Source organism: Streptomyces sp. NPDC052721, assembly GCF_040678315.1.
GTDB lineage: Bacteria > Actinomycetota > Actinomycetes > Streptomycetales > Streptomycetaceae > Streptomyces.
The window spans coordinates 95,963-115,011 of the sequence record NZ_JBFATL010000010.1 but is presented as its reverse complement, the minus strand read 5'-3'; the positions used below and the strand labels follow the sequence as shown (position 1 = coordinate 115,011).

The following is a 19,049-nucleotide window of genomic DNA, read 5'->3' as shown; positions in this document are numbered from 1 at the left end:
GCCTCACGTTGACGACGCTGAGGCACAGGATGTCGGCGGTCAAGTTGCGGGCGTAGCCTCGCCCTCGTCGCGCAGCACGTCGTCGTCGTCCACGAGCACGAGCGCGCGGGCGGCAGCCCACGCAGGTCCTCCAGCCTGGCCCGTAGCGGCGACACGGTGATCTCCGCGCGCTGCGCCGGGTCGGCGGTGTCTAGCGGCGTTTGTGTGACACCGAGGGAAGGGGCGAGCCACGGGCCGCCCGTCCCCGCCGCCGCAGAAGGCCGGCGTCGGCGACGGGGACGCCCGGGCGTGGGCGCCGGCGCCGTCGTGTCACAAGAACTGTTCCTGTCCGGTCTGGTCTGTCGAGCGGACGAAGAGGCATGACGTCGTGCGCGGTGACCGTGTCGCCGCCGCACGCATCGGCTTCATTGCACGCGAAGGGAACAGTCCGTCCCACACGCATGCCACCGGGATGCCGGGTCCGCCTGGCGGCGTGGCGTCAGGGCGTTGCCGGAGAGGGAGGTTGACGCATGGACTTCGCCGATGAGGCGCTGCCGATCGGGGAACTGCTGGATGAGCGACGGCATCTGCTGGATGTGGCGTTCTGGATGCTGGGCAGTGCCGTCGAGGCCGAGGATGTGGTCGCCGAGGCGTACCGACGGTGGTACGAGCTGCCGGAGACGGAGCGGGCACTGATCGAGGAGCCGCGGGCGTGGTTGTCCGGGGTCACGGGCGGCATCTGTCTGGAGCGGCTGGCGCGGCCGGGGCGTCGGCGTCCCGGCCCGGCGGAGCCGGAGTCCGGTGCGGCGGGGCCGAAGTCTGGTCTTGCGGCCGAGGAACGGCGGCGGATGCTGGAGCGCCAGGTCAGCGCGGTCTTGCTGCAGGCGCTGGACGACTTGTCTCCGGCCGAGCGGGCCGCGTTCGTCCTCAATGACATCTTCGGGATGGCACCGGGCACGGTCGCCGACATCGTGGGGCAGCCCGAGCCGACGTGCACCGAACTGGCGGACCGGGCACGGCAGAGTCTGCGGAACCGGCGCGGGCGGCCCACCACTCCGCGGCAGCACGATGCCCTGGTGTACGCGGTGCGGGAGGCATGCGCGACGCAGGACACCGGTCGGCTCACCACGCTGCTGGCGCCGGACGCGACGGCGTTCTTCGACGGAGGCGGCAAGGTGCGGGCGCAGGTACGACCCGTGCACGGCCGGGAGCAGGTGGCCCGGAGTCTCTTGACGTTGCTGGCTCCCCGGGCACGGACGACGGTGGACACACATTCCGTCAACGGCCGGACCGGGCTCGTCGTGCGGTACGACCAGCGGGTCGCGGCGGTCACCAGCCTCGACATCGCCGGCCGTCAGGTCGTCCAGGTCTGGGTCGTCATCAATCCCGACAAACTGCTGCCATGGAACCAGGCCCCTGTCCGGCCCGGTCCGCCGTAGGGATCCGCCCGACCCGAACACCGGCCCGTCACAGCGGCTGCACAGCACCACCACGTATCCGCGGTTCCGTGGCGAGGTGGAATGCGGCCCGTCCAGGCCGACGGGCGCAGTTGGATGCCGCTCTACCGGGACGGCGGAACGCAAGCCCACGAGGCTACCGACGTCCCGTCGTGGAATCCGTTCGCTGTCGCGCAAGCCATGAATCAGTGTTCATCAACCTTTGTCCCCTGAAAGGACTCTCATGCGCAACCTGTCACGTCTGGGAGCGGTCGGTGCCGTGCTGGCCGCTCTCTCGCTCCCTGCCGGCCTGGCTCACGCGACGCCGGGCGGCCCGGGGATCACCGCGAAAGTCATCGCCCGCGCCACCGTCGGCGACCGGGACTACATCCTGCGCGAGATCACCATCCCTCCGGGCCAAGGCACGGGGTGGCACTATCACGACGGCACTCTGTACGGCTACGTCAAGCGGGGAACGCTGAGTCACTTCGACGCCACCTGCGCTCCGGACGGTGTGTACCCGGCGGGCAGCCCGATCCAGGAACCGGCGGGCGCCGATCACGTGCACATCGGCAAGAACCTCGGCAGCACGGACGTCGTTCTCGAAGTCCTCTACGTGCTGCCGCACGGCGCCCCCTTCTCCGAGGACGCCCCCAACCCGGGCTGCGCCTTCGAGTAGCCGGCGAGGGGGGGCGGCCCATTCGCTCCTCGGCACACACATGTGCCCGCTCATGATGTCCCGTGGTACTGGCAGCAGAGCCGGACTACATGCCGTAGTACAGGACACGAACGAGACCACAGGGTTCAGGGGCGAGAGGAACACATGGTGTCTGCAACCCACGCTGGGCATGAGATCGAGGTCACCGCCGAGACCCGGCGGACGGACCTGACCCGGCTGGAGGTCCGAAGCAGGACCTGGAACGGGAGTCGGCCACCGTCAAGGCCCATCTCGGCTCCGTCCAGCGGGCTCTCGGCGCGCTGCGGACCGTCATGTCCCCGGCCGGGTCGGCACCGTCCGGAGCAGTCGGCGCCACGATCACGCACGAGACCGGGAATGCCGCACGCGCGGAGCCGCGACCGGAGATTCCACACGGAGCCCGGCCTCCACGGCCGTGCCGGGCGGAGGCGTCCGGGCCGCGCGGTCCTCCGACGAGGCGGGATGGCCGCAGAAGTACGGCAGACTCACCGAGCGGATCCTGGACCACTTCGCCAGGGTCGGTGACATCGACGTCCGCGCACGCGATGTCGCCGAGACGCTGGGTCGCGCCGCGGACAGCGGCAGCATCAACGCTGTGCGCAGCACTCTCGACCGCTCGGTCGGCACGTCCCGGATCCGCCGCGCGGGCCGAGGTCTGTACCGCGCCGCGTGAGTCTCATCGGGCCCGGTCGGTCGGATCGGGATCCATGTGACCGGGACGTTGCTGGTACAGAGCAGATGTTGTCACACTGTGCGCACCGACCATGGTGACGCAATCAAGCGTGGCTATACTCTCGGTGTATAGTCCGGGCATGCCGACAGGCGGACTCCACGCCATGCTTCGGCACCGTCTGTACGGCCGCCACCAGCGGCGCTTCACACCCTGGGCCGCCGGACACGCCCCGCGTCCCGTACGAGAGGAAGACAGTGAGCCCACCTCGACAAGATGCGCGCCGTGCCGTGTCCGCGAGCGTCCGAGGCGGTGGACGGCGTTTCGGGGGACTTCGCGCGCTGGGCTTCGGTGCACGACTCGCCCTGACCGGTGGCCGGGACGGCGCGGTCCGCACCGCCTTGATGGCCGTCGGGGTCGGGCTGGGAGTCGCCGTGCTGCTGCTCGCCGCGTCGGTCCCCACCGCCAGGCACCACCGGGACGAGCGCATTCACCACCGCATCGACACCAACCTCGACGACCGCGTCATCAAACCTTCGGCCGGCACTGTGCTGGTCAGTGATATCGACACCGTGTTCCGGGACAAGGAGATCCGGGGGCGCATGGTGCAGCCGGAGGGGTCCGTCGCACCGCTTCCGCCCGGAGTCCAGCGCTATCCGCGCCCCGGAGAGATGGTCGTGTCACCCGCACTGCGCAAGCTGCTGGCCGCGCCGGGCAGCGAACTGCTGCGCGAGCGCCTCGCCCACCCCATCGCGGGCGAGGTCGGCGACCGAGGCCTGCTCGGCCCGGGGGAGTACGTCTTCTACCTCGGCGGAGATCACATGGTGGACGGCGTCGCGGGAACCCGGCGACTGGACCACTTCGGCAAGGTCTACCCGAAGAAGCCCCTCTCCCCCGACCTCGCCCTGCTCGGCATCGCGGGGATCGTCGTACTGCTCGTCCCGGTCGGTGTCTTCATCGCCGCGGCCGTCCGGTTCGGCGGTGAGCACCGGGACCGGCGGCTGGCCGCCCTGCGGCTGGTCGGCGCGGACCGCCGGATGACCGCCGGCATCGCCGCCGGTGAGGCAGTGCTCAGCACCGCCATCGGCATCGTCCTGGGTGCGATCCTGTTCATGGCGGGCCGTCAATTCATCGGCCTGGCGGACGTCCAGGGGCTGAGCGTCTTCCCTGAGGACCTCACCCCCCAGCCTCTTCTGGCAGTTCTCACGGTCGTCGCCGTCCTCACGCTGTCCCTCGTCGTCACGCGGCTGGCGATGAACAAGGTGGCCGTGGAGCCCCTCGGGGTCGTCCGCAGGTCCGGCGGGGCCACACGACGCCTGTGGTGGCGCATCGCGGTGCCCCTCCTCGGACTGGTCCTGCTGCGGACGTCCGTGCGGAACGCTTCCGACCTGCACGACACCGCCGGCGTCGTCCTGGTGGTCGCCGGCATGCTCGCGCTGCTCGTCGGGGTCACCACCGTGCTGCCCTGGGCTGTGGAACGCCTCACCGGGCTGTGCGGCGGCTTCGGTCCGTTGTCCTGGCAACTGGCGGTACGCAGACTGCAGTTGAGCGGTGAAGCCGCCACCCGCACGGTCAACGGGATCGCGGTCGCCGTGGCGGGTGCCGTGGCGCTGCAGACCCTCTTCACCGGGATCGCCCAGACACCGGCGGACAGCACCCCGCGGGCCGCGCACAGTGCCTCCGCGCCCCGTACGCACGTCGGTGTCGCCCGCCTCGACGACCGCAAGGGGGACGTGGAGCGCTACGTCCCGGTGTTCGCCGCGACTTCCGGTGTGCAACAGGCTGTCGGTTTCGGTGAGTTGTCGGTGAGCACGCCCGACGGCGGGTTCCCTCAGACGGTTCGCATCGCCGACTGCGCCCAGTTGCGCCTGCTGGCCTCGTTGCCCGGCTGCTCCGCCGGGGACGCCTTCCTCGTCGCTCCCCCGGGCACGGGCGGGGCGCACGACATGACCACGTGGAAGGCAGGCACGACGCTCCGCATCGGCGCGGACGGCCCCCGGTGGACGACCCCGCCCATCACCGCCACCGCCCGCGCCACGAGCGCCGATCCGCAAGGCGTCTTCCCCGAGCGAATGCTGCTCGCCACCCCCGAGGCAGCGGGACCGACAGCGATCGCACACGCTGTCAGCACGGTCGGCGTCACCTACACGGACACCGACAGGGACGTACAGGACCGCATCCGCACCACGGCCGCCCGGCTGGACCCGTCCTTCACCGTCGGCTTCCCCGGACAGCCCCAGGGTGACCCGGCCCTCGGGGGGATCAAGCGGGCCCTGCTGGCCGGGGTGACGGTCGTCCTGCTGCTGATCGCCGCGAGCATGCTGCTCGGCGCGCTGGAACAACTCCGCGACCGCGCGCGTGTGCTGGCCGTGCTCGTCGCCTTCGGCACCCGGCGGCGTACCCTCGGCGGTTCCGTCCTCTGGCAGACCGTACTGCCCGTCGCACTGGGGCTGCTCGTCGCGGGGCTGGTCGGGACGGCCCTCGGCGGCACGCTGCTCGGTCTCGTCGGCAAACCCGCGGCCTACGACTGGAGCACCCTGCTGGCCATAGCCGGCCTCGGCGCGGCCACTGCCGTCGTCGTGACCCTGCTGACCCTGCCCACACTGTGGCGGTCGACGCGGCCGGAGGGCCTCCGTCACGAGTGAGCGGTCGTCCCTCAGCGGCGATGCGCCCACTGCGCGTGGACCAGCCATCGATCACAGCCCGGTGGGCAGGGGGTGAAACCCCCTGCCCACCGGGCTTGTTCGGTGGTCGGGTCATGTCGGGAGACGGGCCGGGACGGGCCTTGCCGAGCCTGTCGCCGAACTCGGTCTGGCAGGCCGGGCCGTGCACCCCCAGAACACAAGGGCCGGCGCGGTCATGTCCGCCGGCGCCGGCTCCCACTCCGCGCCCATGCGCACTCGGCTGTGCCCTTCCCGGACGCTCGTCACCAGCTGATCGAGTGATGCGCGCTGGCTGCGGCGGCCCACAGACCGGCCACGTGATCATTCCTCCACACCACCACCGCCGCCGCCGCCGGACAGGACCGCCATCTATCGAGCCGGCCGCCTGGCGTTACGGCCGATCTGTGACGCCGGCGGTCGTCCATGACGACGGCGACGCCTACGCCACCTGGCTCGTCCCACCGGCGCCGCCGGCACCGACCTTTCGGGCAAGGCGTACGGCTGCACGGGACTGACGGTCACCGCCTCGCATGAGGGCAATAGCGCCAGCCAGACCCAGATCCGGGCCTCCGGGCCTCCGGGCCTCCGGGATCAAACAGCCGAAGAGCCCTCGCGCGTCACCGGCGCTGTGGTGCTGGCGCCCACAGCCAGAAGATGGGCAGGCCCGTGCTCGTCACAGATCCACTCGGTGCATGGTCGAGATGAGAGAAGGCTTTCCAGCCGGTACGCGACCAACGTTGGCCGACGGTGTGCAGCCTCGGCCCGGGAGAGCCCGCGGACATACGTTCCAGCGCCGCTCACATCCCCGGGGCCTCAGCGGCGGCCACCCGGACCGGTAGGACGGCGGGTCGCGAACCATCACCGTCAACCGCTGACCTGTGCCCCGTGCCGCGCTGCGCGCCCGGGTACCCACTCATGTCGAGGACTCCAGTGAACGCCATACGTCACTCCAGGCTGTGCGGACCGCTCGCATACGCCCCAGCCGCATATCGGCCGCAGCCTGGGCGGGCTGTGCCGTCCTGACCCTGGTCGCCGTGGGCACCTCACTCTCGCACGACGCCGACGACACGGGCGACGACCGCGTCAGCGCCGGGCGCACCTGCCGTTCCGCGCTCCACGCCGACCAGGAGCTGTCCTGCGGCACTCACGGTTTCGGTGACCTGCGTTACCTGTGCCCGACGCACGACGCGCTGCGACGCTGTTCAACGACCACACAGGTGGGGGTACGCAACACAGGGCCGTCCACCGTGTACGTCACCGTCATCCACGGGCCTCGTCAGGGCGAGCGCCAGCAGGGCCCGGAACGGGAGATCGCCCCTGGTCACACGGCCGACCTGCGCCCTGGACAGGGAGACCTGCTGTTCGACCTCACCCTGCGTGGCGCCGGACCCGTCAAGTCTCTGACGGTCGTCTCCGTGCGCTGAGCCCCGTCGTGCGGGCACCGGTCCAGGCTCGCCTCGGCCGTCGCCGCCGAGACAGGGGGGCGACTCCTGGACAGGGATCACGGCACGCCATGTGCGTACCGCGTGCGCCACCGGAGCGCCGAGCAAGCTGCCACTCACCCTGGACTCGCAGGGCGTCGTGGAGCCGCGCCACTGAACTGGACGCGATGCCTTGTTCATCGTTGAGACCCGGCGGTGCGGGGGGGCGGGCCAACCAGTCGGTCGCACACCCCCGCACCGCCGGCATGGAGTCGGCACCCGCATCACCGGGGTGATCTCCAGCGCTCGCCGTGCGCATGTTCTGACGTGGCAGCTGCACGAAGCTGTTGCCCGGTGCGTGGTTGCTGCTCTTGTGGCGCCAGTGACGGGCGCCGCGCCGGGCACGGCGGTGGTGATCGCGAGGCAGCGGGGCGAGTGGCTGGAGTGCCAGGCGTGGGACCAGGGGCTGCTCGTGTCAGCGCTGCGACAGCGGCTGGAAGGACGTCCAGCGGGTGCGGCCGTGCAGGGTGAAGTCGGCCCGGACGGCCACGCCGGACTGCATGAGCTTCTGGTGCACCACCGGGTGGCGGCCGGGGTGGGAGACGACGATGGCGATGTGTCCCTCGGGCAGGCCGGTTACGGCGTACTCGCCCTGCGCGTTCGTCATGGTCCGCACCAACTGCCGACCGCGGGTGTCCATGACGGTCACTGCGGCATGCCGGATGGGTTGCTGCTCGTCATCGCGGACGGTGCCCTCCAGCATGGGCAGCGGCTCTCCGAAGTGGTGGTGATGGTGAACCGGAAGCGCGGTCGGTGCGGGAGCCTCCACGGACGGATCCTCGACCGGAGGCTCCGGAATCTCCTCCTGAGCCTCCTCCGTATTCTCCCCGGCGGCCTCGCGCTGGTGCCGCCAGGCGTCGAGCCCGAGCAGGGCGACACCCGCGACGATCCACGCACAGAGCACGAGTACCGGCCTGAGCACGCCTGCTTCGCCGAAGTACAGCAGCCCCCTGAGGGCGTCCACCGCGTTGCCCAACGGCATCACGGCGTGCAGGTCCTGGAAGAACGTCGGCAGCAGCGGGACGGGAGCCACGCCACTGGTGGGGACGCTCAGCACGATGAACAGACCCATGCCCACGAGGGGGAAGAACTGCCGTGTGAACGGCGCAATGCCGGCGGAGAACGTGGCAACCGCCATCGTGAGCAGGAAGCCGATCGCCAGCGCCGAGGGCTCGTCGGGGAGGTAGTTCAGCCATGTGCCGACGAGATAGCCCACCACGCTGAAGAAGGCGGCGACGCCCGCGATCGTGATCAGTTTCTTGCGGCGGTTGAAGGTCACCGCCCGCAGCAGGGTGGTCGCGAGTATGTAGCCGGGAACGCTCCAGGCGACTCCGAAGTAGACCAGGGTGGTGCCGTTCCGGTCCTTGCTCACGGTGGGTGCCACGTCCCTGATCGTGAGCTTTTGATGGTCGTGCGCCGCCAGCTCGGTGAAGCCCTGGGCCAACGTCTGTTCCAGCGACATCCCGTTGGCCTGAGCCACGTACAGCACAGGGTGTCCGCCCTCGGCGGCGTATCCCGCCACGGCGTCCCGCTGGAGCACTGCCCGTCGGGCCTGCCCCGCGTCTGCCACGGCGCTGACGTCGAACCCACCGGGATGCGTCCTCTGCAGGGCGGTGTCGATCTTGCGTTCCGTTTCCAGGTGGGCGACCGCGATCTTCAGGTGATGCGGCTGGGGAGCGTGGAAGGCCGAGGTGAAGCAGAACAGAAGGCCGAGGAAAAGTACCGTCGGGAACATCAGGGTCTCGGCCAGAGTCCTGATGCGGGGTACGCCTTCGGTGCCCTCCTTGCGATGCCTCACAGGACCGCCCCCCGCAGGCCCCGAACCGGCGCGCGGCCGAGCCTCGGCAGGTGGACGACCGGGTCACGCCTTCCGGCTCCACGCCTCGTGACCGCTTCCGGTGGTGCAGCCCACTCCATGAGATCCCTTCACGCCCTTCGCACGCGGCCGTCGCTGATGCAAACTCCTGATTAATGTACCGATCGGCACACCAACGCCCCTCGAACCTTATGCGTACCGACCGGTACAGTCAAAGTCATGCCTCGCCCAGTCAATGTCGAAAAACGCGCCGAGTTGCTCCAGCAGGTGGTGGCGCACCTCCAAGAGCATGGGCTCGCCCAGATGTCCCTGAGCCCGCTCGCCGAATCCATCGGCACCACCAAACGGATGCTTCTGTACTACTTCGGCAGTCGCGAGAACCTGCTCGCGCAGGCACTGAGCGCCAACCGGCCCGATGCCCATGCGATGTTCGACGACGTCCACGACACGGCCGGCATGCGGCGGGCCGCCCGCACACTGTGGGAGGCGATGACCGTCGGGGAACAGTCCGGACCGATCCGCATGCTGTTGCAGTTGCTGAGCCTGGCCGTCACCGACCAGCAGCAGTACGGCGAGTTGGCCGCCGACACCGTCGAGGTCATGATCGGCCCGATCGCCGCCGCCTACGCCCGGCTGGGTCACCCGCCGGAGCAGGCACGGGCCGCGGCCACGCTGCTCGTTTCCGGCCTGCGCGGCTTGTGCCAGGACCGCCTGGTGACCCATGACGTCGCCCGTACCGACGCGGCAGCCGATCGTCTCATCGATGGAGCCACCGCGGCGCCGGGCTGACCCTGCGCGTCGACCACCTCGCCGCTCCCCCGGCACTCGTCTCCCCGGTGCTCAGCCGACGGCGCCCACCGCGGTCGACGGCCGGCCGGGGACCGGTTCGACGTCCCTCACCGTCGTCCCTCACCGTCGGAAGGGGTGCGGGCAGACTTCGACACGCCGACATGGATGTCAGTCCTCCCGTTTCGGCCGGCACCGCCGAGGGCGCGTGTTCCTGCTGATCGACGACCTCAACGACTCGGACAGCACCTTCTGGAGTACGGCCTGGCGCGCCTCGCGGTAGCGGAGGTGGACGACTCCAGAGCTGAAGGGCGGGTCTCGACGAGTTCGAGGTCTGCCCGGCGCTCGCGCTGGGGGAAGAACGGAATGCAGCGGCCGGACCAGCACCGGGTAGCTCCTGGCCCGGTACTCGTCGATCAGACCCGTGGACGCCGATCTCTCGGATCTCGTCGGTGACGAAGCGAAACACCTCCTCGTCAGGGCGCCGTCCAGTCGAAGTCGCTGTCCAGCGCGACGATGCGGGATTCCCTCAGATCTCTCCGGCCTCGCCGAGATCAATGACGAATACCGGCGCGCCCTGGTCAAACCCCCTCGGCCCGCCGTCAGAGGGCGGGCAGAAGGCGGCGGAGTCAGATGAGTTCCAGCCCGCCGTCCACGGTGATCACCTGACCGGTCGCATGGCGCCCAGCCGGGTCGGCCATCCGAAGGATCCAGGGGCCATCTCGTCGGCGCTCGCGATGTGGTCCGTGGGGATACGGTCGCTCTCGTAGGCGTACATGTCATTGGCGGCCTCCGGCGTAAGGCCGGCGCGCAGCATGACGTCGGTCCGGGTGGGACCGGGAGCGACGGAGTTGACACGAACACCTTCGCCGGCAAGCTCGAGGGCCCAGCTCCGCGTCATCTGCCCGACGGCCGCCTTGGTGGCCGAGTAGTGCGCGCCGCCCGTCACGGGGCGGTGACCGTAGGTGCTGGAGAGGTTGATGATCGCTCCGGAGGACTGCCGCAGGTAGGGCAAGGCCTCGTGGACGCCGACGGCGCACCCGCCAAGGTCGTCAGTGCCGCCGTGGAACAGTGGGGACGCCTCGACTACTTGATCAACAACGCCGGTGCGACGCGGTCATGTCGCTGGCGGAGACCGACAAGCAGACGATCGTCTATCTGTTCGCGCTCAATGTCGTCGCTCCGAGCAGACGGTCCACGAACCGCTGCATGGCGGCGACCGCCGCAGACCAGAACTGCTCGTCCGCCACGGTGACGTGTCGTACAGGACCAGGGCAGCGAGCCGCTCGGAAGGGGCCGCCTCCTGCACGAGGCCATGCCCGCCGCCGAGTTGTCGATTCTCGAGGAAACGGGGCACCTCGCGCATCTCGAACGGCCCGCAGAGTTCAGCGCTGCGGTCCTCGCCTTCCTCCGCGCTCACGGTGTGCTCGGAAACCAGCAGAACTCGTAGCCGTCTCGTCGGACACCAGTGCGGAAACGGGCACGGAGTGGCCGCGGTGCGCCGCCCGCACCGCGCGCGTCGGACGGCGCTGCCGATGACGCCGACATCGACGGTGCAGACGGAGGTGATGACCTTGCGGGTGTGGGGTCGCGGGCACCATGACGGTGCCGAGCTCGATGCCGTCGGTCGGCCCCGTGGCCGATCATCGATGCGGCTTCGCTGTCGGATGGCAGGGCTGCCAGGAGGACGGCCATAGCGATCTGTGCGAGCAGTCCGGAGACACGTGCCACTCGAGCCGTGGACAGGGCGGAAGGCGCGGGCCCGAAGGGGTCGATGGCGTGCGGGTGCGTGTTGAGAAAGCGCAGATGCAGGGCGGTGTCGCCGTTGTTCGCCTTGCACACAGCGTCGAGGTGGACGCCGTCCAGCCCGGCCAGCTCGCCGGGCTGGTCACTCCTGTCCCGCACTGTGTCCTGTACCGCGCGGCCCGCGCTGTCCGCGCCGCCGAGGCGCCGTGATCACTTCACGAACAGCATGTCCGGGTATTTCGCCGACGGTCCGTCCAGCAGCTGTCCGCTGCGGTTACGCAGCCAGTGGTCGAAGTAGGCGGATACATAGGCCTCGATGGTGCGGACGGCGACGCCCGGGTCGATGGTGCCGATGTCGCTGACTCGGTCGCGGTGCGGCAGCCGCAGCTGTGGTATGAGCGCCTCCGCGTCGGTGAATGATCCATGCTCGGCGCCGCGCAGCGTCAGCTGACGGTTCCATCCGGGGGTGTGGGCGCGGAACGCCTGCCAGCCGGGCCCGGTGTCGGTTTCGCCGTCCTTGCCCATGAGTAGGAAGGGCCGGTCGAGGCCATGGCGGGCGACCGGCATCAGCGAGCCGTCGTAGTTGGTCAGATTGCCGTCCATGTCGATGCCGCTGGTGATCCGGTGGTCGGCGTCCATCGCCAGCGCGGCGGTGGTACCGCCCATCGAGTGACCGAACATGCCCACCTCGGTGAGATCCAGTGCACCCGTCAGGCCGTCGGGCAGCGGCTGTCCGTCGGCGTCGGGGTTCCCGCCGCTGTTCAGTTCCTGGAGCCGGTCCAGCACGAAGCTGGTGTCGGCGACTCGGACGGCCAGCGCCTTGTGCAGATAGGCGTCGATGTCGTCCGTGGGCGGCGACAGGGTGGTGAGGGAGCCGTCCGGGAACTGGACCTCGGGCGACTCGTAGGTGTTGTCGATGGTGACGACCGCGTAGCCACGGCTGGCCAGGTCGGCCGCCAACGTCGTGCCCCAGGTGCGTGGTTCGCCCAGACCCGGGGAGTAGAGCACCACGGGGAGCCGTCCGCCGTGTCCGGTGGCCACGGGGGCGCTTCGGGTCGCGCGGGTGACGGTGCCCGCCCAGTCCGCACGGCCGGCGGGCACTCGCAGCTGGAGGTACTCGTTCGCAGTGACTTGGTCGAAGTGGTCGGCGGCCGCGGGCAGCATGTACGGGGCCGCGGGGCGGCCGGCCGTGTGCGTTGCGGGATAGTACACGCTGACCATCAGCTCCCGCCGGACCGGCGCGGACTGCCACGGGTCCGTCCGTGAGTGGTCCACCAGATGCAGGTCCACCTTCCCGACCCGGTACCGACCCGTAGGTGCGGGAAGGAAAAGCGGCCGAGCGGACGACGGGGCCGGTCGGTCGGGGGTGGCCCGGGAGGCGGCAGCGGCGGGCACAGCGGCGCTCAGCGTGCAGAGCGCGGCGACAATGCAGGCGGCAAGCGCACGGCGCCGGGTGACCCTGCTGCGGTCAAGTCGGTGTGATTTCGTCATGGTGCAAGGTTGACGTTTCGTCGACTCCCGGCTCATCAGGGACAGTCCCTGATAAGCCCCCGATCTCGGCGTCGGGGTATCCGTAGGGGCTGCCCGGTGCCGGCACCGGAGGAGTGACGGCGGCTGCGGCAAGCCGGTCGCGCGTCGCCGCCCAATAACGATCGACGCCCCTCGCCAGTGCGTCGGTGTCCGCGGCAGTGCCGATTGTCACGATGTGTGTCCGGCCCCTATCTCGGCGTACTGGCGTACCAACCTCACCGGGCGTGAACTCGCCCCGCTGTCGGGGTGTCGGAGTTTCGGCCGCAGACCGCATCATCGACCGCCTCGGGCCGTCGCTCGCGCTCCAGCAGCGCAAGAGGTTCCGGAAGGACGCCGTGCTGATCGTGGACGGAAACCCTGGTACCCACTCGCGATCACGGCACCGCCAAGCAGTCGAAGAATTACCGGTACTCGACCAACCACCAGGTCGTCATCGACGCCGACACCCGGCTTGTCGTCGCCGCCGGCCGGCCGGTCGCGGGCAACGGCAACGGCAACGGCAACGCCTGCATGGCGTGGGAGATCTCCGGCGCCAAGGACGCCGTAGCAAGGAGGACCGTGACCGCGGAGGGACTGCCAAAGGGCGCTCGACGAGCATCGACTCGGACGTTCCCGCAGCGGGCTGACCAGCAGGATCCACCTGGCTTGTGACGCGCGGGGCCGGCCGTTGTCCTGCATGGTCACGGCCGGGACCCGCAACGACTGCACGCAGGCCGAGCCCCGGGGCCACGGCCAGGAACCAGTCGAAGGTGCCATCGGCGGCCCAGCGGTCGGTGACCTGGCCGAAGCGGTTGACCCGCGGAGTGAACCATCGGCCGGTCTCGAAGACCTCCCTGGGCTGTGGCCGCAGCGATGGCTGTTCCTGGGCGAAGGTCTCGCCGATGGTCCGGGTCTTCGTCCGCAGGCGGCAGCCGTCGTCGCCCAGGCCCCACTGATCGGCCATGGCGTTCAGCTCGGTCAGCGATGCGACCTCGGAGACGGGGTGAAGTGATTGCGCCGGTAGTAGCCGATCTGCCCCTCGACGCCCGCCCTTCTCCTGGGCGCCCTCGATGCCGGGACGGCACTAGAAGGTCGATGCTCCAGTGCAAGCGGAAGCAGTCCAGTTGCCTGCATAGGTTTCAGGCGGGTTCTGGCGCACATTCCGTGAGGGCAGCGGTCAGGAGGGCGAGGGATCGGTGTCGTCCCATTTCCACCCGGTTTGAGGGAAGTGCTTCAACAGGGCGGAGAGGGACGGTGCCTGGTGGATGGCTGATGACCAGTCTTCCGCGGACACGTCGAGTGTGACCAGAGGCGGGGTGTCCTGGCGAAAGTCGTAGGCAAGCAGCTCGCGGCTTCCGTCTCCTCCGATGACGACGGCACCGGGGAAGCGTTTCTGGAATTCACCGGCCTCGTTGATGCCGATGAGCTCGTCCAGCGCCTCGATCACCAGGAAGTCGTCAGCTGGAGGAACGAACTGACTCAGACTCCCTGTCGTGCGCAGGAAGTCCCGGTAGTCCTGGGGAAACCGGACTCCGAAGTGGTGCTCAACCTGCACGATCCGGTCGTCAATCGAACTCATGAAGCAGTTCTATCAAGGGCAGAGCGGGTGACGGGGGCCGCCTTGTGCCGCAGTGAGGAGGACACGTTTGCGGAGTAGGGAAGCATGGCTCGCCCGAACATCTGGCGTTTGATCATCTTGATGTGGTTGACACGGCCCTCGACGCGGCCGGAGTTCCAACTGGTGGTCAGGCCCTGGACGACGGCGTCCCAGTCTCTCTCCAGACCGGCGGCGAACGTGTGCTGCCGGGGCAGGTCCGCGGCTCGGGTGGCGGTGACCCAGTCCTTGAGGTGCTGGCCGGAACGACTTTGAAGGATCTCCGCGAAACCGCGGACGTACGCGTGAAGCCTTCAGCTCAGGACAGAGGGCGAGGACAGCGGCGAACTTCTCACGTTCCTCGTCGCCCAGGCGCTCGGGGTGTCGCATCATCCAGCCGGTGACCCGGCGGATTCCCGGTGGTGCGGGTGGGACGACACGGATGCGTCGCCGGCGCCTCGGTCTCAGGTAGTCACTGATGATCTGGTAGCTCCCGCGATAGCAGAGGGTTTGGAGTTCGGCATGCAACTGGATGGCGTTGGTGTGTCCTTCGGTCCAGCGTTTGTCCAGGTGGGGCTTGTAGGAGTCGAGCTGGCTTGTCCGGGGCTGGTGCCGACCGGTCAACAACTGTTCGGGGACTACCGCGCGCGCATTGCGGCGGACGGTGTTACCGCCGATGTGCAGTTCTCTGGCGATCTCGCGGATGCCGTGTCCCTGGGCCAGCAGGGCGTGGATGGTCGCGTGCCGCTCTCGGATGCGGGCTTCGATCGGCGACATGCCTTCGTCGCATCCATGCTGTCGCCATCGTTCGTCGGGCCGTCGGGGCTGGCGACGGCCGTCTTGAGGCATTTGCTGTGGAGTCGAATGCCGGATTCGACGGCGGTGCCGAGGTTCTGCCAGGTGGAACCGGTCGGCCACCTGGACCGCCTTCGGGGCACCGGTGCGGGCGCCATCGGCGTAAGAACCGGCCCGGTCACGGCAGATGATCTCGGCGCCGGGATGCTCGCGCAGACAGGCCGCCAGGGTGGCGGCGTCCCGGCCGGTCAGCAGGTCGAGAGGCTGGCCAGTCTCGCGTCAATGAGGACGGTCCCGTAGTGATGCCCGCGGCGGGTAGCGAAGTCGTCGACCCCCAGCACTTTCGGGACGGCCCAGGCGGGATCGGGTAGGGCCATGATCGCCCGCAAGAGCGTTGTCCGGCTCACGCTTATATGAAGGGCGGCTGCCGGACGGGCACCGGCGCGGCCGGCGAGCGCGACGGCAACCGCCTCCAGGAGGCGTCGGGAAGAGGGTGTTCGACGTCCATAGCGAATGGTCAGCCCGTCGACCTGTTCAGCGAACGTACGAAGCGTGCAAGCAGAGTTCTCGCAATACAGACGTCGCACCGTCAGTTCGATCACGACTGGCCGATCACCGACTGGCGTGTCCTCAAGGCGCCTTGCGTACACGCTGTGGACTCGATCACCGTGGCGAAACCTTGTAGATCGGTCTCAGGGAATGTGTGCCAGAGCCTTCAGGCGAGAGCACTTGTTGGTGGGTTTCGACAGCACGCGTTGACTGATGAGACGCTGTTCGCGGCCGTCATCTACGCACTGGTCAGCGGGTGCGCCTGGTGGGCTCTGCCGCCCTGCTTCGGTATGCCGAAGTCGACCTGGAGATCGCTGAGCTGCGCGGACGGTGTCCGAGGTCCGCGCCTCTACGATTGGGTGGCCGAGCCCATTCGGCCCCTGCGCTGTTCCGCCTGGGATCACTGGCTGCTGGCTCGCCGTAGCCGGTCGAAGCCCTCGGAGATCGCTTACTACATCTGTTTCGCCCCCGAGGGCACCGCCTTCGAGGATTTCATCCGCGTCGCCGGCTCCCGCTGGTCGGTGGAGGGATGTCCAGACCGCGAAGAACGAGACCGGGCTGGACCATTACCAGGTCCGCGGCTATGAAGCTTGGTACCGACACATCACCCTGTCCATGACCGCCGCTGCTTTCCTCGTCATCCTCCGCCGCGCTTCCCGAAAGGGGGCTCCGAATCCGGCGAAAGACCGGGGAGTCCGGAAGATCTGGAACCGTATCGTCCAGGTGCCGAAGACTTCCCCGAAACGGGCAGAGAACTGGTCGGCCTGGCGACGAAGGAGGAGCCTGAGGGCCCGCATCAGCCTCCCCCGAAGACGCGGCCATCACGAAGTGTCGTTGTCGTGTTATCAATTCGCCCACAGGCAGCCCTCCTGCCTCGGGAGAACACCAAGGTGCTGCTTGAGGATTGCCTCGACAGGCGTGAGACGTCGGTCGCATGCGTGACCCATCACGGTGAGACCACCGTGTGGCTGTCACCCGCAAGACTGTCAGCGACCCGGGCTCTTCGCGGAACTCGCCCACTCGGTCGGCATCGCCGATCTCCTGCTCGACCAAGGGAGTGTCTTTCCGATCACCCGATCGCTGAACTGGTCGTAGGGATGGAGAGATGTTCGACACCACATGGGCGGCGGTCGAGCCGCTGCTGGCCGCCGATAAGCCGTGCCCTGCAAGCCCTGACCGGGGGCATGCGAGCGCTTCATGCTTCGTGAACCCTCATCGCTCGACGACTGCCTACCACGAAGTCGACGTGTCGTCAGGACTCGTTACCGAGCAACTGTGCGCACGCAGCCGACTTTTCAGATGGGCTTCGGAGTGCTGGGGCAGCCGCTCATGGTCGCGTGCGTTGCGTCGAGGCTCGTTGACGTGACGTACACCGAGGCTCAGTTCCAAGACGCTCCGACGGACGCTCTGCACGTCGCGCTGACCCGGGCGGTGACAGATCTGATCGTGATCCATCCGATGCCTGGCCCCGAGCAGTTGTCCCGACCGGTGGCGGCCCGGGACCGGGCCAGTTCTCCGCCGAGCGCACAGGAAACCGACTGATTAAAGTGGGTCGAGGGGGGGGCCGCACCTGAGTACAGGTCAGCGCGGCTGGTGGCAGGTCGGAGAAGACCGGCCGGTCGTGCCCCGCAGCGGTGATACACCGCTGTTCAACAGTTGAAGTCAGCATCAGCACTAACTCCGACACTCGAAGGAGGCGGAGTCATGGTGAGCAGTATCAAGCGCCGCAGCGCCTCAACCGTCGCAACGGCTCTGCTGGCTGCAGGAGCCATCATTGCGCCGACCGCGGCGGAGGCGGCGCCCGCGCCGTCCTCCGGCACCGCAGCCCTCGCACCCGGGAGTCCCGCCGTCCTACCGACGCAGGTCCACATGGGCAAGAACGTGACCTTCGGCGGCGGTGTCCCGGTGGGCGGCTGGTACTCGCTGAGCGTCTACCCCAGCGGGTCCTACAGCTACTCCGGCCACATGCACGACTCCGGCGCGCCCAGCTACAACTTCGCGGGTGTGTGCGTCGTGCGCTTCTCCGACGGCACGGCCTTCGTGTTCCAGACGTCAGGCCGGATGCACGGGACTTTCGAGTCGGGATCCCGTGACTACAACTGGAGCAGAAGCGCCTCACGGAAGTCCATCCGTGACGCCTGGCGAGCCTCGGGCGGCGGCTGGAGTGCGCGCTGCACCAACAAGGTGAACGCAGACATCGGCGCTCTGGTCGACTCGACGATCCAGGCGGTCGGATACGCCGCGAAGGTCATCGCGATCGTGGCCTGAACTGAGCGAACGGGTCACACCACTGTCACCGGTCAACTCCCCGGGCCGGCCCGGCGATCCTCGCGGGGCCGGTCCGGCCGACCGCCACCCGGCAGACCTTACAGCGGCTAACAGAATGCCTTGAGTTGCCGGTGGTGACCAGACAGCAGGCGAGTCCGAGGAACGCTTCGTGCATGTCTGCTCGTCGTCCCCAGCGCACGCGCAGTCGACGGAAACCATGGAGCCAGGCAAAGGTCCGCTCGACCACCCACCGCTAGGCGCCGAGGCCGGAGCCGTGCAAGGTGCCGCGCCGTACGATGGCGGGCAGCCGCGGGCGCGGAGGTGGCTGCGGTAGCAGTCGTGGTCGTAGCCGCGGTCCGCGTAGACCGTCACCGCTCCGAGCGTCACCGCTCTACGGCGCGGTCGGCCGACCCGACCGCGGACGGGCGGGACGGCGAACAGCTTCCCGATGCCGCCCTTGACCGTGACCTTGATCGCGGACAGGTGTGCCGCTCCGTCGCCGCCAGGAGGCCGGGCCCGTCGGCGTGAACGGCGAGGGCAGGCGCGGGTCCAGCTCCACATGGGAAAGGTCTGCCAGCCAGGAGCATGTCCGGCTACAGCGGCGACGCCGTCGACGTGTCGCGCGTTGGCAAGGACCTGAACGTTGTCCTGTTCGACAAGAGCGACGTGCGGTACGCCGCCAGCGTCGGCTTCGTCGCAGGGCTCCAGTTCAAGCTTCGGGAGAGCGTGAAAGTCTTTGGTAGCCGCCCTTGTACCTCTGATACAAGGTCGAAGCCGTTGGCGTTGAGGTTGTGGATCACGTCCCGGACCCGGTCCGCGCTGGTGAACGTCACCTTGGCAATCTCGCCACGGACATGCCTGCGCGGATGACAGCACTGTCTGCGCCCGCCGCCGGGTCACCACCGACCCCGTACCTCTGCGGACGGTCCGCAGCAGGCGCCGCATGCGGGCATCCCGTGCGGCGCGATGCGGTCTCGATCCTCTGACTCCCGGATTGTGGCGCCCGCCGACGGGAGGCAGGGTGGTCTTGAGACCGTTGAGGCGAAGGCAGAAGGCACAC

Annotated in this window: 13 protein-coding genes and 9 pseudogenes; 13 read left to right on the top strand and 9 right to left on the bottom strand. The window is 68.9% G+C overall.

Going from position 1 to position 19,049, the window contains the following annotated elements; genetic code table 11:
• Positions 1 to 54 precede the first annotated feature (54 nt).
• Positions 55 to 188, bottom strand: a pseudogene (locus AB0L21_RS12795) (alpha/beta hydrolase fold domain-containing protein); the annotation flags it as partial.
• A 321-nt stretch (positions 189 to 509) separates the two neighbouring features.
• On the opposite strand from AB0L21_RS12795, the gene AB0L21_RS12790 reads away from it, so the two are divergent.
• The 5 genes from AB0L21_RS12790 to AB0L21_RS12770 all read left to right on the top strand — a co-directional run bounded on the left by AB0L21_RS12790 (position 510) and on the right by AB0L21_RS12770 (position 6,869).
• Positions 510 to 1,418, top strand: a complete 909-nt coding sequence (locus AB0L21_RS12790; protein WP_365783859.1) for a sigma factor — start codon at positions 510 to 512, stop codon at positions 1,416 to 1,418.
• Between the two features lie 241 nt (positions 1,419 to 1,659).
• Entirely contained in the window at positions 1,660 to 2,094 is a 435-nt protein-coding gene (locus tag AB0L21_RS12785) for a cupin domain-containing protein (protein ID WP_365783856.1), read from the top strand.
• A 433-nt stretch (positions 2,095 to 2,527) separates the two neighbouring features.
• The gene (locus AB0L21_RS12780; protein WP_365709958.1) at positions 2,528 to 2,785 is read left to right on the top strand and encodes a hypothetical protein; all 258 of its coding nucleotides are present in this window, start codon (positions 2,528 to 2,530) and stop codon (positions 2,783 to 2,785) included.
• A gap of 287 nt (positions 2,786 to 3,072) precedes the next feature.
• Entirely contained in the window at positions 3,073 to 5,427 is a 2,355-nt protein-coding gene (locus tag AB0L21_RS12775) for an FtsX-like permease family protein (protein ID WP_365783854.1), read from the top strand.
• 1,052 nt (positions 5,428 to 6,479) lie between these two features.
• A complete protein-coding gene (locus AB0L21_RS12770) occupies positions 6,480 to 6,869 on the top strand; it encodes a hypothetical protein (protein WP_365783852.1) in 390 nt (129 codons plus the stop codon).
• Between the two features lie 472 nt (positions 6,870 to 7,341).
• Here the strand turns inward: AB0L21_RS12770 and AB0L21_RS12765 are convergent, their stop codons facing one another.
• A complete protein-coding gene (locus AB0L21_RS12765; RefSeq protein ID WP_365783851.1) occupies positions 7,342 to 8,724 on the bottom strand; it encodes a carboxypeptidase regulatory-like domain-containing protein in 1,383 nt (460 codons plus the stop codon).
• A 237-nt stretch (positions 8,725 to 8,961) separates the two neighbouring features.
• On the opposite strand from AB0L21_RS12765, the gene AB0L21_RS12760 reads away from it, so the two are divergent.
• Positions 8,962 to 9,531, top strand: a complete 570-nt coding sequence (locus tag AB0L21_RS12760; RefSeq protein ID WP_365709949.1) for a TetR/AcrR family transcriptional regulator — start codon at positions 8,962 to 8,964, stop codon at positions 9,529 to 9,531.
• Between the two features lie 658 nt (positions 9,532 to 10,189).
• Here AB0L21_RS12760 and AB0L21_RS12755 read toward each other — a convergent pair.
• Positions 10,190 to 10,543, bottom strand: coding sequence for an SDR family oxidoreductase (locus tag AB0L21_RS12755; protein ID WP_365783849.1), 354 nt, complete (start codon positions 10,541 to 10,543; stop codon positions 10,190 to 10,192).
• Between the two features lie 770 nt (positions 10,544 to 11,313).
• On the opposite strand from AB0L21_RS12755, the gene AB0L21_RS12750 reads away from it, so the two are divergent.
• Positions 11,314 to 11,484: a hypothetical protein gene (locus tag AB0L21_RS12750; protein ID WP_365783847.1), complete on the top strand. Its 171-nt coding sequence runs from the start codon at positions 11,314 to 11,316 to the stop codon at positions 11,482 to 11,484.
• On the opposite strand, the gene AB0L21_RS12745 is transcribed toward AB0L21_RS12750, so the two are convergent.
• Positions 11,485 to 12,765 carry a Tat pathway signal protein gene (locus AB0L21_RS12745; protein WP_365783845.1) on the bottom strand — a complete coding sequence of 427 codons (1,281 nt, stop codon included), beginning with the start codon at positions 12,763 to 12,765 and terminating at the stop codon, positions 11,485 to 11,487.
• 229 nt (positions 12,766 to 12,994) lie between these two features.
• On the opposite strand from AB0L21_RS12745, the pseudogene AB0L21_RS12740 reads away from it, so the two are divergent.
• Both AB0L21_RS12740 and AB0L21_RS12735 read left to right on the top strand, forming a co-directional pair.
• A pseudogene (locus tag AB0L21_RS12740) lies at positions 12,995 to 13,356 on the top strand (transposase); the annotation flags it as partial.
• Positions 13,357 to 13,405: 49 nt separating this feature from the next.
• Positions 13,406 to 13,513 (top strand): annotated as a pseudogene (locus AB0L21_RS12735) (IS5/IS1182 family transposase); the annotation flags it as partial.
• Positions 13,514 to 13,960: 447 nt separating this feature from the next.
• On the opposite strand, the gene AB0L21_RS12730 reads toward AB0L21_RS12735, so the two are convergent.
• From AB0L21_RS12730 to AB0L21_RS12720, 3 genes and pseudogenes are all read right to left on the bottom strand, one after another.
• On the bottom strand, positions 13,961 to 14,362 hold the full coding sequence (locus tag AB0L21_RS12730) for an SMI1/KNR4 family protein (protein ID WP_365783843.1): 402 nt from the start codon (positions 14,360 to 14,362) through the stop codon (positions 13,961 to 13,963).
• Positions 14,363 to 14,374: 12 nt separating this feature from the next.
• Positions 14,375 to 14,658 (bottom strand): annotated as a pseudogene (locus AB0L21_RS12725) (transposase).
• Positions 14,659 to 15,262: 604 nt separating this feature from the next.
• A pseudogene (locus AB0L21_RS12720) lies at positions 15,263 to 15,388 on the bottom strand (hypothetical protein); the annotation flags it as partial.
• A 545-nt stretch (positions 15,389 to 15,933) separates the two neighbouring features.
• Here AB0L21_RS12720 and AB0L21_RS12715 point away from each other — a divergent pair.
• The 4 genes and pseudogenes from AB0L21_RS12715 to AB0L21_RS12700 all read left to right on the top strand — a co-directional run.
• Positions 15,934 to 16,026 (top strand): annotated as a pseudogene (locus tag AB0L21_RS12715) (IS5/IS1182 family transposase); the annotation flags it as partial.
• A pseudogene (locus tag AB0L21_RS12710) lies at positions 16,012 to 16,387 on the top strand (IS701 family transposase); the annotation flags it as partial. The pseudogenes AB0L21_RS12715 and AB0L21_RS12710, both read left to right, overlap by 15 nt.
• 696 nt (positions 16,388 to 17,083) lie before the next feature.
• A complete protein-coding gene (locus tag AB0L21_RS12705) occupies positions 17,084 to 17,263 on the top strand; it encodes a hypothetical protein (RefSeq protein WP_365783841.1) in 180 nt (59 codons plus the stop codon).
• 327 nt (positions 17,264 to 17,590) lie between these two features.
• A complete protein-coding gene (locus AB0L21_RS12700) occupies positions 17,591 to 17,989 on the top strand; it encodes a hypothetical protein (RefSeq protein WP_365783839.1) in 399 nt (132 codons plus the stop codon).
• Between the two features lie 136 nt (positions 17,990 to 18,125).
• Here the strand turns inward: AB0L21_RS12700 and AB0L21_RS12695 are convergent.
• A pseudogene (locus AB0L21_RS12695) lies at positions 18,126 to 18,430 on the bottom strand (transposase); the annotation flags it as partial.
• Between the two features lie 281 nt (positions 18,431 to 18,711).
• Positions 18,712 to 18,934: pseudogene (locus AB0L21_RS12690) on the bottom strand (IS630 family transposase); the annotation flags it as partial.
• Positions 18,935 to 19,049 lie beyond the last annotated feature (115 nt).